The organism is Mycobacterium conspicuum (assembly GCF_010730195.1).
Taxonomy (GTDB): Bacteria; Actinomycetota; Actinomycetes; order Mycobacteriales; family Mycobacteriaceae; genus Mycobacterium; species Mycobacterium conspicuum.
Genome location: NZ_AP022613.1, coordinates 1,371,817 through 1,384,128 on the forward strand (window position 1 = coordinate 1,371,817; position 12,312 = coordinate 1,384,128).

General features: G+C 67.2%; 11 protein-coding genes. 7 read left to right on the forward strand and 4 right to left on the reverse strand.

Translation table 11 applies throughout. From position 1 onward, the window contains the following. Entirely contained in the window at nt 1-798 is a 798-nt protein-coding gene (locus G6N66_RS06600) for an NAD(P)-dependent oxidoreductase (protein ID WP_085232297.1), read from the forward strand. Between the two features lie 4 nt (nt 799-802). Next, nucleotides 803-1,456, forward strand: a complete 654-nt coding sequence (locus G6N66_RS06605; RefSeq protein ID WP_085232441.1) for a TetR/AcrR family transcriptional regulator — start codon at nt 803-805, stop codon at nt 1,454-1,456. A 1-nt stretch (nt 1,457) separates the two neighbouring features. Here the strand turns inward: G6N66_RS06605 and G6N66_RS06610 are convergent, their stop codons facing one another. After that, a complete protein-coding gene (locus G6N66_RS06610; RefSeq protein WP_085232296.1) occupies nt 1,458-2,672 on the reverse strand; it encodes a cytochrome P450 in 1,215 nt (404 codons plus the stop codon). A gap of 181 nt (nt 2,673-2,853) precedes the next feature. Here G6N66_RS06610 and G6N66_RS06615 point away from each other — a divergent pair, with 181 nt between their 5' ends. Then, nucleotides 2,854-3,411 carry a TetR/AcrR family transcriptional regulator gene (locus G6N66_RS06615; RefSeq protein ID WP_085232440.1) on the forward strand — a complete coding sequence of 186 codons (558 nt, stop codon included), beginning with the start codon at nt 2,854-2,856 and terminating at the stop codon, nt 3,409-3,411. Nucleotides 3,412-3,418: 7 nt separating this feature from the next. On the opposite strand, the gene G6N66_RS06620 is transcribed toward G6N66_RS06615, so the two are convergent. Then, a complete protein-coding gene (locus G6N66_RS06620) occupies nt 3,419-5,650 on the reverse strand; it encodes a SpoIIE family protein phosphatase (RefSeq protein ID WP_085232295.1) in 2,232 nt (743 codons plus the stop codon). A 197-nt stretch (nt 5,651-5,847) separates the two neighbouring features. Between G6N66_RS06620 and G6N66_RS06625 the strand changes: the two genes are divergently transcribed. Genes G6N66_RS06625 through G6N66_RS06635 form a run of 3 tightly spaced genes read left to right on the forward strand, consistent with a single transcriptional unit; the run spans nt 5,848 to nt 8,642 of the window. Beyond that, on the forward strand, nt 5,848-6,975 hold the full coding sequence (locus tag G6N66_RS06625) for a hypothetical protein (protein WP_085232294.1): 1,128 nt from the start codon (nt 5,848-5,850) through the stop codon (nt 6,973-6,975). 15 nt (nt 6,976-6,990) lie between these two features. After that, complete coding sequence (locus tag G6N66_RS06630) at nt 6,991-7,872, forward strand: HpcH/HpaI aldolase/citrate lyase family protein (RefSeq protein WP_085232293.1); 882 nt, start codon at nt 6,991-6,993, stop codon at nt 7,870-7,872. Then, on the forward strand, nt 7,869-8,642 hold the full coding sequence (locus G6N66_RS06635; protein WP_085232292.1) for an SDR family oxidoreductase: 774 nt from the start codon (nt 7,869-7,871) through the stop codon (nt 8,640-8,642). The genes G6N66_RS06630 and G6N66_RS06635 overlap by 4 nt, the downstream gene beginning before the upstream one ends. A 1-nt stretch (nt 8,643) precedes the next feature. On the opposite strand, the gene G6N66_RS06640 is transcribed toward G6N66_RS06635, so the two are convergent. Beyond that, nucleotides 8,644-9,249: a hypothetical protein gene (locus G6N66_RS06640; RefSeq protein ID WP_085232291.1), complete on the reverse strand. Its 606-nt coding sequence runs from the start codon at nt 9,247-9,249 to the stop codon at nt 8,644-8,646. 181 nt (nt 9,250-9,430) lie between these two features. On the opposite strand from G6N66_RS06640, the gene G6N66_RS06645 reads away from it, so the two are divergent. After that, the gene (locus G6N66_RS06645) at nt 9,431-9,622 is read left to right on the forward strand and encodes a long chain fatty acid-CoA synthetase Faa4p (RefSeq protein WP_085232439.1); all 192 of its coding nucleotides are present in this window, start codon (nt 9,431-9,433) and stop codon (nt 9,620-9,622) included. Between the two features lie 29 nt (nt 9,623-9,651). Here G6N66_RS06645 and G6N66_RS06650 read toward each other — a convergent pair whose 3' ends face one another. Next, nucleotides 9,652-12,087, reverse strand: a complete 2,436-nt coding sequence (locus G6N66_RS06650; protein ID WP_232079473.1) for a glycogen/starch/alpha-glucan phosphorylase — start codon at nt 12,085-12,087, stop codon at nt 9,652-9,654. Nucleotides 12,088-12,312 lie beyond the last annotated feature (225 nt).

A 12,312-nucleotide genomic window follows, 5' to 3' on the forward strand; every position in this document is an offset into this window, starting at 1 on the left:
ATGCGAGTTGGCTTCGTGGGCCTGGGGTCTCAGGGCGGACCGATGGCGCGCAGGATCATCGAGGACGGGTTCCCGACGACGCTGTGGGCGCGCCGGCCCGAGTCCCTCGAACCCTACGACGGTACCGATGCCGCTTTCGCGGCGGACCGTCGCGCGCTGAGCGCCGCGTCGGATGTGTTGTGCGTCTGCGTGATCGGCGACGCCGACGTCGACGAGGTGCTGCGCGGCGACGACGGGGCACTCGCCGGAATGGCCCCGGGCGGGATCGTGATGATCCACAGCACCGTGCATCCCGACACCTGCCGCCGCCTCCAGAATGACTTCCCGGAGCTGCGCTTCGTCGACGCGCCCGTCTCCGGCGGCGGGCACATGGCCGCGGCCAAGGCGCTGCTGGTGATGGTGGGCGGCGACGACGACGTCATCGAGCGATGCCGGCCGGTGTTGAACACGTATGCGAATCCGCTTGTCCACCTTGGTGGTTTGGGTGCCGGCCAGGCGGCGAAGCTGCTGAACAATTCGCTGTTCACCGCGCACCTCGGGTTGGCCGCCAGCACCTTTGCCATCGCCGGCGCTCTGGGCGTCGACCTCGATGCGTTGACCACCGTCCTGGCGGCCGGCAGCGGCCGCAGTTACGCCGCGGAGGTGATCGCCAACTCGGGACACAGCCTCTCGGTGATGGCCGAGCTGGCCGGACGGCTGTTGGCCAAAGATGTCGGCATCCTGGCGGACATGATCGAGCCCGACGCCCCGCCGCTACTGCAGGCGGCCACGGCCACGATTGCCGCGATGGGGCGGTGATGTGATGGTGACGGCGCGGACCGGGCCGGCCCCGACGACGGCTCTGCAGCTGTTGCTGGCGGCCGAACGACTGTTCGCCGAGCATGGGCTCGCCGGGGTCTCGTTGCGCCAGATCTCCATCGAGGCGGGCTCGTCGAACAACTCGGCGATCCGGTACCACTACGGCTCCAAAGATGATCTGCTGCACGCGATTTTCGCCTACCGCCTCAACGATCTGATGCAGCGCCGCGCCCTGCTCAGGGCCAGAGCCAACCCCGACGATCTGAGGGCGCAACTGGAGGCGCACATCCTTCCGCTGATCGAATTGGCGGAATCACCGGACAGCTCGTACGTGTCGTTCATCGAACAACTGCAGCGGGCGGGCGAGATCGACGTCTTCCTGCATCAGGCGGAAGCGATGAAGTCCCAGGAAGAGTTCGCTTTGGGGATGCAGCGGCTCTTGCCGGACATTCCCGAGCCGGCGCGGTCGATGCGGATCCAGCAAGCGCAAGACCTCGCCCTGCACTTGGCCGCGGAGCGCGAGCGCGCGATTCGCCGCAAGGACGCGGTTGTTCCGTTCGCCCTCTTCGTCAGCGGCGTGGTCGACGGCCTCGCCGGCTTCCTGCGGGCGCCTGCCTCCGCCGAGACAACTCGGCTGATCTCGCGCGAAGGCTCGTGAATCAGCTGACCGCGAGCTGCAGGCGCTCGCGCCGTCTGACCAGGATGCTGGGTAACCATTCGCCGACCTCGGCGGCCTCGATCCAGGTGGTTCGCTGCAGCAGCGTGCGAAGCACGATATGGGCTTCGAGGCGCGCCAGCGCGGCGCCCACACAGAAGTGCACGCCCTTGCCGAACGTGATGTGGCCTTTGCCCCCAATGCGGTTGAGCCGGAACTCGTTTGGTGCCTCGAAATGCGCCGGGTCGCGGTTGGCCGCACCCCACAACAGCAGCAGATGCGAACCGGCGGGCACCGGGACGCCGCCCAGGGTGGTGTCGCGCCACACGTGTCGGTAGTGGCCGCGAAACGGTGACTCGTAGCGCAGCGTCTCTTCGATAAAGGCGCTCAGCAGTTCGGGATTGGCGCGCAACTGCTTTTGGATGTCGGGTCGGTCGGTGAGAATCCAGGCCGCGCTGCCCAGCAGGGAGGCGGTCGACTCGCCGGCGGCGCTGAACAGCGTGAGCATCATCCCGAGCGCGGGCAGCTGCTCCAGCTCACCGGAGGCGTAGCGCGCGGCCAGGTCGCCGATCAGGCCGTGTTCCGTTGTGGCACCGGCTCTTTCGAAATGTTCCAGCACATAGGTGGACAGTTCGAATGCCGCCGCGCCGGCCGCGTTGAGCTGGTCGGGGGTGACGACCCCGTCGAGCAAGGTGGTGGTGGCGTAGCCGAGCCGGATCAGTTCGTCGACATCGTCGTGGGGCAGGCCGAGCAACTCGGCAACGACCATCATGGGAAGCCGGTTGGCCACCGCGCTCATCCACTCGATGTGCCCGCCGCGCAGGTTCTCGTCCCACAGCCGGTTCGCCGTCTGGGCGGCGAACTCTTCGATGACGCGCACGCGCCTGGCCGACAGGTGGGGCAGCAGGATCTTCCGGTGCAGCGCGTGCACCGGATCGTCGGCGGTGGCAAGCGCGTGCATCGGGCTTCCCGGCTCTCCCATGTGAAACGCGGTGATGCTGCCGTCCTGCTGATAGACCATCGTCGCGGTGAGATTGGACGAGAAATCCTCGACGCGGTCGACGGCCTCGAGGACGGCTTCCCAGCCGCACACGGCGTAAAAGACCGAATCGCCGACCCGGTGCACCGGTGCCTCGGCGCGCATCCGGTCGTAGAGCGGGTAGGGATCGGCCAGCGCGTCGGCGCCGAAGAACTCGATCGGGTCGGCCAACACTGCCATGGGTCCAGGCTGAAGCGGCTCACCGACGGGGTCAACGGCACCGGACAAAGTTGAGGGGCTCCTGTCAGCGCTCGTCACCGCAGGTCAACCGGGTAACCGTCAGCCACCAGCACGTTCAACTGAGAATAATGGCGCTAAAATTCTCAGCTTGAGAGAAACATTTCATCAAGGAGTGGGCCGCATGCCGCGCGAGGACTGGCTGGTGGGACGGGATCGCCGCAGCGAAGCGTGCGAACGGATCTACGCCGCGGCCGCCGACCTGATTTCTCGGCACGGGTACGACGGCTTCACCATCGAGGCGCTGGCCAAAAAAGTGCATTGCTCGCCCGCAACGATCTACCGGCACTCCGGCGGCAAGGCCGCCATTCGTGACGCGGTCATCGCCAGGCAGGCGGCCAGCATCGTCGACACTACGCGCGAGGCCATCCAGGAGCTCACCGGTCCGGAGCGGGTGGTCACCGCGACTGTCGTTGCGCTGCAACGCTTGCAATCGGATCCGCTGGCTCAACTGATGCAGTCGCAGGTGACTCCCATCGATGCGGCGATCACCGAATCACCCGCGGTCACCAGGCTGGCCGGCGAGATGCTGGGCCATGACGACGAGGATCCCGACCCCCTCGCGCGGCAATGGCTCATCCGCGTCTTTCTGGCCCTGTGGTGCTGGCCGCTCAAGGATCCGGCCGCGCAAACCGCGATGCTGCAACGCTTTCTCGGGCCCGCCTACGACACCGCGAGCTAGCGACACATCAAGCGCGGCGCAGGACGACGATGGTGACGTCGTCGTCGGTGTTGGCCGAGGCGATCGCCGTCCAGATTCCCGACGCGGGCGCATCGCCGGTGCGGCCCAGGGTTGCGGCCAGCCGGTCCAGACCCTGGTCGAGCGGTTCGCCGCGACGTTCCACCAGGCCGTCGGAGTACATGACCAGTCCCTGCCCGGGCTGGATGGTGAACGTGCTCGCGGCGTACGTCACGTTGCGAATCCCGATCGGCGGCGAGAGCTCGATCGGCGCCGGACTGGCTGGCGCAGAGTCGGTCAGGAAGGGAATCAAGTGGCCGGCACACGCGGCCTCGACCTGCCCCGAGTCCAGGTCGACCCGCGCGCCGATCACGGTGGCGAACGTGCCGGGCAACATGTGCAGGCAGAACTCGTTGAGCTGGGTCAGCGCCTCGGCCGGTGTGACGCCGGCGAACAGCTGCGCGCGAAGGACGTTGCGCAGCTGGGCCATCGTGCCGGCCGCGGTGATGCCGTGCCCGGCGACGTCGCCGAGCAGCACGATCAACCGGCCGTCGCGCAGTTCGAACGCGTCGTACCAGTCGCCGCCGATGTTGCCGCCGGCGGCCGGCTCGTAATACGCGGACAGCTGCCAGTTCTGCAGGGTGGGGATCGACTCCGGCAACAGGCTGCGCTGCACCGTCTCGGCCACGCGCAGCGCCCCGCGCGTGCGCCGGTACAGCGACTCGACCAGGTGGCGGCGCAGCGCCTCGGCGGATTCGGTCTCGCTCAACGACCACGGTTCGCTGCGCTGGCGGACGACCTCACGCCAGCGTTCGAACGACTTGCGCGGGCTCAGTCGGACTTCGTCCCCCTCGCTGACCGCGATCGCCTTGTTGTGCGGGTCGCCGCCCCAGTCCACCGAGCGCAGCACCTCGCGCCGAAACCAGACGGCGTACTGCCCGTCGGGCAGGTTGACCGCGAGCGCGCCGGCGGCCAGCTCCGGATCCAGGTCGAGCGCCGGCAGTTCGCGGGACAGGCATTCGGTGCTCGCGATCTCCTCGCCCGCGTCGCGCGCCCACGCGGCGACGGCGGACACGACCTCGGGTGGCGGAACCTCCCCGCTGACCCGGTAGTCGCCCTGAATGTTGACGACGACGCCGTCGGCGGGTACGAGGTCGAGCAGGTCGGGCGCCCCGAGCAGCGCCGCCGCCAGCGGTTCGGCGTCGCCCAGCGTGGCGGCGGTGAGCTTGCCCAGCACGGCTTGGGCGGCCAGCCGCTTGTGCAGTTGGTCCTCCTCGAACCGGTCGACGAGCCGCAGCGACAACGTCGAGCCGAGGAACTCGGCGGCCGCCCGGGTGGCGAACGGGGGCAGGTGCGGACCGGCGTAGTGGTGGCAGGCGATGAGCCCCCACAGCCGTCCGCGCCGCAGCAGCGAGATCGACATCGACGCGTGCACGCCCATGTTCTGCAGGTACTCGATGTGGATGGGGGAGACGCTGCGCAGCGTGGCGTAGGTGAGGTCCAGCGGCTCGGCCGGCACCAGCGGTACGGGCGTGTAGTCGACGTCCGAGATGAGCCGAATCCAGTTCTTCTCGTACAGCGCCCGCGCCTGGGCCGGGATGTCGGTCGACGGGTAGTGCAGGCCGAGGAACGAGTTGAGGTCTTCGCGCTTCGCCTCGGCGACGACCTCGCCGTTGTAGTCCTCGTCGTAGCGGTACACCATCACGCGGTCGAACCCGGTGAGGTCGCGGACCGCACGCGCGGTGGTGTCGTACAGCTCGGTCAGCGTGGCGGCCCCGCTCAGTTCCTCCACCGAGCGCCGCACGGCCTGGTAGGTGTTCGGGTAGGAGAAGGGCCGCTCGCCGTAGGCCACCTCCAGCTCGACCAGCAGCACCCCGCGCGGCTCACGGCGCAGGATGGCGCCGAACGCCCGCGGCTCGCCGGCGACGTCGATCACGCACTCGACCGGGTTGTGTTGGCGAAGGTCGCCGGAGTTTTGCGCCGCCCGTTCGACCAAGGCGGCCTGGTCGGCGCCGATCAGTGCCGACAGGTGTTGGCCCACGACGGCGTCGACGGGACGACCGAGCAGGTCAGCGACGTTCGCGCTGACCTGGTGCACCGCGAAGCCGGGCTCGCGCACCACGGCGAGCACACCGCGCGGCTGGATGCTGCCGGGGATATGGATCGGTTCGCGGGCGCAGTTCTCCAGGTCGATGGGCGTCCCGACCGGAACCAGGTCGTTCTGCCCCGTCCCGACGGTCACGGATTGTCTGAGACGAGCAAAGGAAGGCCTCCCGCTGGAGATTGGGTGTCTGGGCCGGCCGCGTCTCCGGACCGCCGAGGCTGTATGACTGCGAACTTACCCTGTGTCACGCGGTCAAGTGCGCAGGCGAGAAGCCGCACCGGCCGCTAAGTTCTCAAACGGATCGACTCACCCTGCGAGACCCTTCGAGGGGAGACATGGGGCCATTTGACGGTGGCCGGCAGCGGGCCCAGCAACGGGCGGTGGAGCTGGAGGCATACCACGCGCTGTGGAACCTGTGGCATGCGTCGCGGCGGACGGCCGTCGGCCTCAGCAACTGGGAATCGGCCTGCGACATGTTGCAGACCTACTACACCGTTGCTCACGCCCGCCGGGATTCGGAAGTTTGCGCCATGAGGATCCGCTACCTGGAGATTTCGGAACCGTTGCCCCGGCTGGCGGACTTCGTGAACGCACCGCCCTATCGAGTGCCCGATGCCCCGCGGCAGCTGGCGCAGGCCACCTTTCAGTTCAGGCTCGCGCGTCAACGCCATCCCGAACGTGAACGGCACCGCCTCAGGGAACTCGAGACGACGAAGGCGCTGCTGCGGGCGGTGCGGTCGGCCGAGGCGAGGGCCGAGACAGCCCGGCGCCGCGAATGGCAGCAAAGCCGATGGCCGAAAGGCGTTGTGCTGCCTAGTGAAATCTACAACCTGGACAGCCTCGAGGCCCAAGTGAGGCTGCAGAACGCGAAAATCGAGGCCCAGGTGAGGGCGCTGACGAACCTGCTCCGAAACGAACTGCCCCAGCAGATAGAGCCGCACACTGGCGACGCGGCGGGGATCGCGGCGCATGTCGAGACGGTCCTGACGGCAATGTCGTTGCCGCAGTGGATCACTCCGGTGGCTAGGGCTAGGTATGCAAACCGCACCCGCCAATTGATGCTCGAGTATGAGCTGCCCACGGTCGAGGTCGTCCCGCGGGTCAAGGCGTACCGCTACGACAAGAGCCGCGAGCGCGTCGTCGCGACGGCGCGCCCGGCGTCGCAGCGAAACGCGTTGTATGCCAGCGTCATTGCGCAACTGGCGCTGCTGGCCATGGCCACGATCACCAAATGCGACGGTGCCCGTCACATCGACACGGTGGTGTTCAACGGCGTTGTCGATGCGGTGGATCCGCAAAGCGGGCAACGGATCCGGCCGTGTCTGATCGCCGCGCGCGTCACCGCGAACGCGTTGGCCGGCATTGACCTGCACGACGCCGATCCGTCCGCCTGCCTCCGACGGCTGTCGGCTACTGTGTCGGACAACCCGACGGACTTGGCCCCCGTGCGTCCCTTGAGTTGAAAGCGAACATGTTCCATGGCAACGACCGTGCGCCCGCGCCGATCGGCTCTCTACCTGCCCGGCAACAACGCCCGAGCGCTTCAGAAGGGCAAGACGCTGCCGGCCGACGTGTTGATCTTCGACCTGGAAGACGCCGTGGGTCCCGACGCCAAAGTCGACTCGAGGGTCAGGGTGTGCGAGGCGGTCGCCTCCGGGAGCTACGGCGCCCGCGAAATCGTGGTGCGCATCAATGGATTGGGCACCGACTGGCACGACGACGACCTGGCTGCGGTGGCCGGCTCGGGTGCGCATGGCGTGCTGGTGCCGAAGGTCGAGACGGGCCAACAGGTTAGAGACCTGGCCGGCGCGCTCGACCGACTCGCGGCGCCCGAATCTTTGCGGCTGTGGACGATGATGGAAACGCCCCGGGCGTTCTTGCGGGCAGAGGAGATTGCCTCGGCCAGCGATCGCCTGGCCGCGCTGGTGGTCGGGACCAACGATCTCGTCAACGATCTGCATGGGTTGCACGTGTCTGGGCGCGCGCCCGTTCTGACCGCCCTTTCTCTGAGCGTGCTGGGGGCACGGGCGGCCGGCAAGGTCGTCTTGGACGGCGTCTTCAACAGCATCGCCGACGAAGCCGGATTCCGGGCCGAGGCGCGACAGGGCCGCGAGATGGGCTTCGACGGCAAGACCCTGATCCATCCGTCCCAGGTGGCCCCGGCCAACGAGATTTTCGGTCCGTCGCACGATGAGCTGGCTGACGCCCGCAAGATCGTCGCGGCGTACGAGCGGGCCGAGGCCGCCGGCGAGAGCGTCATCACGGTCGACGGCCGGATGATCGAGAGCCTGCACGTGCGCGATGCCCAGCGGATCCTGGCCCTGGCCGAGCTCATCGCCAAGCTGGAAGCGCAGACGTGACCGGCCGTCCGAGTCCGTTCCGGGCCGACCTGCTCGCGGGGCAGGTGGCGCTGGTCACCGGCGGCGCCACCGGCCTCGGGCTGCAGATCGCCCACGTCCTGGGTGGCCACGGCGCCCGGGTCGCGATCTGCAGCCGAAAGGAAGCCAACCTCCAGGCGGCGGTCGCGGCGCTGCGGGAAGCGGGCATCGAGGCCGTCTACGGGGTGTGCGACGTCCGCCGTCCCGAGGAGGTGACATCGGTGGTCGAGGAAGTGCTGCGAACGTTCGGTCGACTCGACGTTGTCGTCAACAATGCCGCCGGGAATTTCCCCGTCCCGATCAGCGACCTCAGCGCAGGCGGATTCAAGGCCGTGGTCGACATCGACCTAGTGGGAACGTTCAACGTCTCCAAGGCGGCGTACGACCTGTGGCTGCGTGATCATGGTGGCGCCGTGGTCAACATCAGCGCGGCGATTCAGTACCGCGGCATGGCCCTACAAGCGCACGTCGTGTCGGCCAAGGCCGGGATCGACGCGTTGACCCGCACCTGTGCCATCGAATGGGGACCCAATGGGGTGCGGGTGAATGTCGTTGCGCCCGGGGCGATGTCGGGCACCGAGGGAGTCAGCCGAATCGTCGGCGATGCCCAGCACCGCGTCTCGCAGAATCCGCTGGGGCGGCCCGGATCGACCACCGAGGTCGCCGAGGCGGTGCTGTTTTTGGCCAGCGACGCGGCGTCGTATGTGACGGGAGCGACGCTCGTCGTCGACGGCGGCGGTTGGTTGACGTAACTCAGGCGATATAGCCGCGGGGCAACACCGAGAAGTCGACGCACGCCGCGGCCAACACGTCGCCCAATTCCGCGGCGACCGGGGCGTTGAGCTGGAGTAGTGCACCGGCCGAGGGCGCCTTCAAGGTGGCGACGTTGTGATTGGTTAGCAATTGAATCGCCTCGGATTCGATATCGGCCCAGCCGGTGTGCACCGTCATCAGGGTGAGGGCGCCGAGTTCGTGCCCGGCGGGCGACAGGATCCGGTGGCGCCAGGCGCTATCGGCTTTGGACCCCGCGTAGGGCTCGACCACCGCCAGGACCGTGCCGCCGCCGTCCTCGAAGCGTGCCGCGCCGTTCGCGGGCGCGATCCTGCCCACCGGCGTGTTCTGCCTGCTGATGGTGGTGGTTGCGGCGACGGCGATGCGGAGCTCGTCACCCGAGGCGCCGGACAGCGTGTAGTCGCCCTTGCCCCCGTTTTTGAATCCCAACAACACCGCGGCACCGCCTTTTTGACGGGCGTTCGCCAACTCTTTCCCGTCGGCGCCGGTCAGTTGGATCCGCAGGGCATTTGATGTCGATCTGGTCACGTGTGCGGCTGCGGCCGTTACGTTTCCGAGGATCGGCATGCCGAAAGCGTAGACTCCCCGGGCGGATGGAAATAGCCCGATTAGGTTTCTGGCCAAAATCGCAGTATCCTTTCCCGCGGCTCATCGTCGATTTAGGAAAATCCGTATGCCTATGCAGCCCACGCTGCGACGCGCGCAATCGCTGCGCAGCAGCCGTACCCATCGCAAGAGCTTCCCGACCATCGGTCAGTCCTTCGACATCGAAGTCACCCGCGAAACCAGCGGGTGGCTGATCCGGATCCCCGAGATCGGCGGGGTCACCCGGGCGCGGCACCGGGCCACGGTCGAATTGGCCGCACGCGAATACATCGCCGAGCGCACCGGCATCCCGATCGGTTATATCGCCATCTTTGTGGCGCGCGAGACGGGTTAGCGCCGAGTAGTTTCGGCGAGCCCGACGGCTCAGATGGTCACCGTCAGTGGCCAGACACTCCAAATGTCGTCGCAGTATTCGGCGATGGCGCGATCCGACGAGAACTTGCCGCTGCGTGCGGTGTTCAGGATGGACATCCTCGTCCACGAGTCCTTGTCCTGCCACGCGGCGCTGACCTGGTCCTGGCACGCCACATACGACGCGTAGTCGGCGCAGACCAAAAACGGGTCGTCGTAGCGCAGGTTGTCCACCAGCGGCTTGAACACCTCGGTGTCGCCGTGCGAGAACGTCCCGTTGGCAATCAGATCCAGCACGACGCGCAGCTCGTCGTTGGTGTCGATGTAGTCGCCGGGACGGTAGCCCTTCGCCTTGAGCTCCTCGACCTCCTGCACCGTCAGGCCGAACAGGAAGAAGTTCTCCGGTCCGGCCTCTTCGCGCATCTCGACGTTGGCCCCGTCGAGCGTGCCGATGGTGAGCGCACCGTTGATCATGAACTTCATGTTCCCGGTGCCCGAGGCTTCCTTGCCGGCGGTGGAGATCTGCTCGGACAGGTCGGCGGCCGGGTAGATCAGGTGTGCGTTCTTCACGCTGAAGTTCGGGACGAACGCCACCTTCAGGAATCGGTTGACCTCCGGGTCGGCATTGACCGTCTCCCCGACAGCGTTGATCAGCTTGATGATTCGCTTGGCCATGAAATAGCCCGGGGCGGCCTTGCCACCGAAAATGAAGGCCCGCTGCGGAATTGACATCCCGGGGTTCTGCTTGAGCCTGTGGTACAGCGCGATGATGTGCAGCACGTTGAGATGCTGCCGCTTGTACTCGTGGATCCGCTTGACCTGGACGTCGAACATCCAATCCGGGTTGAGCTCAACGCCGGTCGCCCCGCGCAAAAACTTGGCCAGGCGTGCCTTGTTGCCGCGCTTCACGTCCCGCCATTGCTGCCGGAAGGAGTGATCGTCGACGAACGGCTCCAGCCCGCGCAGCCGCTTGAGGTCGGTCAGCCAGCCGTCACCGACGGTGCGGTCCAACAGTTCCCGCAGCCCGGGATTGGCCAGCGCGAGGAAGCGGCGCGGCGTCACGCCGTTGGTCTTGTTGCTGAATCGCTCCGGCCACAGCTCGAAGAAGTCTTTGAGAATGCTCTCTTTCAGCAGCTCCGAGTGCAGCGCGGCGACACCGTTGATGGCGTGGCTGCCGACGGTCGCCAGGTGCGCCATCCGGACCTTTTTGCCGCCCTCCTCGCCAATCAGCGACATCCGGCGGACGCGGTCTTCGTCGCCGGGGAACGCCGCGCGCACCTCGTCGAGGAACCGGCGGTTGATCTCGTAGATGATCTCCAGGTGGCGCGGCAGCGACTCGGCGAACATCTCCAGCGGCCAGGTCTCCAGCGCCTCGGGCAGCAGGGTGTGGTTAGTGTAGCCGAACGTCGCGACCGTGATGTCCCACGCCTCGTCCCAGCCCAGATCCCGCTCGTCGACCAGCAGGCGCATCAGCTCGGCGACCGCGACCGACGGGTGAGTGTCGTTGAGCTGCAAGGCAAACCGCTGTGGCAGCTCCCGCACACCCGCATCGGCCAGATCGTCCATGATGTGCAGCACGTGCTGCAGCGAGCAGGACACGAAGAAGTACTGCTGCAGCAGGCGCAGCCGCTTGCCGGCCTCCGGCTCGTCATTGGGGTAGAGCACCTTGGTGACGGTTTCCGAGGTGACCTCGTCCTCGACCGCCTTGTAGTAGTCGCCAGTGTTGAAGGCTTCCAACGCAAATGACTTGACGGCCCGCGCGCTCCACAACGTCAGCACGTTGCAGGTGTTGACCCCATAGCCCTGGACGGGCGTGTCATAGGCGACGCCTTTCAGCAGTCGCCCCGGCACCCACCGCACCCGGTCGCTGCCGGCATCATCGGTGTAATGCTCGGCGTAGCCGCCCCACTTGACCAGGTAGCTGACGTCGGGTTTGGCGATCTCCCAAGGGTTCCCGCTGTCCAGCCAGTTGTCGGTCTGCTCGACCTGCCAGCCGTCGTGGATCTCCTGGTCGAAGATGCCGAATTCGTAGCGGATGCCGTAGCCGATCGCCGGACGTTCCAGGGTGGCCAACGAGTCCAGGTAGCACGCGGCGAGCCGGCCCAGGCCGCCGTTGCCCAGCCCGGGTTCCACCTCGCACGCCAGGACCTCGTCGAGGTCCTGGCCCATCCCCGCCAGCGCGGTCCTTGCCGCGTGCTCCATGCGAAGGTTGAGCAGGTTGTTGCCCAGCTGCGGACCCATCAGGAACTCCGCCGACAGGTAGCAGGTCACCTTGCGGCCGAGATCCAGTGAGGTCTGCGTCGAGGCCACCCGGCGGTCCTGCATCCGGTCACGCACCGCCAGCGCGAGCGCCCGGTAGTAGTGCTCGGGGCGCAGGGCCGCGGCCGGACGACCGATCGAGTAGCGCAGGTGATCGGTGATCGCCCGCTGTAGCGCGGGCGCGCCCATCCCGGTGCGGGAGTGCTCGACCAAGTCGGACGGCCGGGGACTGTTGGCGGATATTCCGTCAGAGGGTGTCTGGTCGACATCGGTCATGGTGAGGTCTCACTCCCTACGAGAATTTGGCGGCAGGGTGATCAGTCTGGCAGCGGTGTTTGCCTATCAAACGCGCAATTGACGTCCGTTTGGTGAACGCGAGCCCACGTACTCGCAACGGAATGGGGCTGCCACGGC

Coding starts and splice junctions, on each gene's coding strand:
- G6N66_RS06600 (WP_085232297.1), top strand. CDS start 1: ATGCGAGTTGGCTTCGTGGGCCTGGGGTCTCAGGGCGGACCGATGGCG.
- G6N66_RS06605 (WP_085232441.1), top strand. CDS start 803: ATGGTGACGGCGCGGACCGGGCCGGCCCCGACGACGGCTCTGCAGCTG.
- G6N66_RS06610 (WP_085232296.1), bottom strand. CDS start 2,672: ATGGCAGTGTTGGCCGACCCGATCGAGTTCTTCGGCGCCGACGCGCTG.
- G6N66_RS06615 (WP_085232440.1), top strand. CDS start 2,854: ATGCCGCGCGAGGACTGGCTGGTGGGACGGGATCGCCGCAGCGAAGCG.
- G6N66_RS06625 (WP_085232294.1), top strand. CDS start 5,848: ATGGGGCCATTTGACGGTGGCCGGCAGCGGGCCCAGCAACGGGCGGTG.
- G6N66_RS06630 (WP_085232293.1), top strand. CDS start 6,991: ATGGCAACGACCGTGCGCCCGCGCCGATCGGCTCTCTACCTGCCCGGC.
- G6N66_RS06640 (WP_085232291.1), bottom strand. CDS start 9,249: ATGCCGATCCTCGGAAACGTAACGGCCGCAGCCGCACACGTGACCAGA.
- G6N66_RS06650 (WP_232079473.1), bottom strand. CDS start 12,087: ATGGGCGCGCCCGCGCTACAGCGGGCGATCACCGATCACCTGCGCTAC.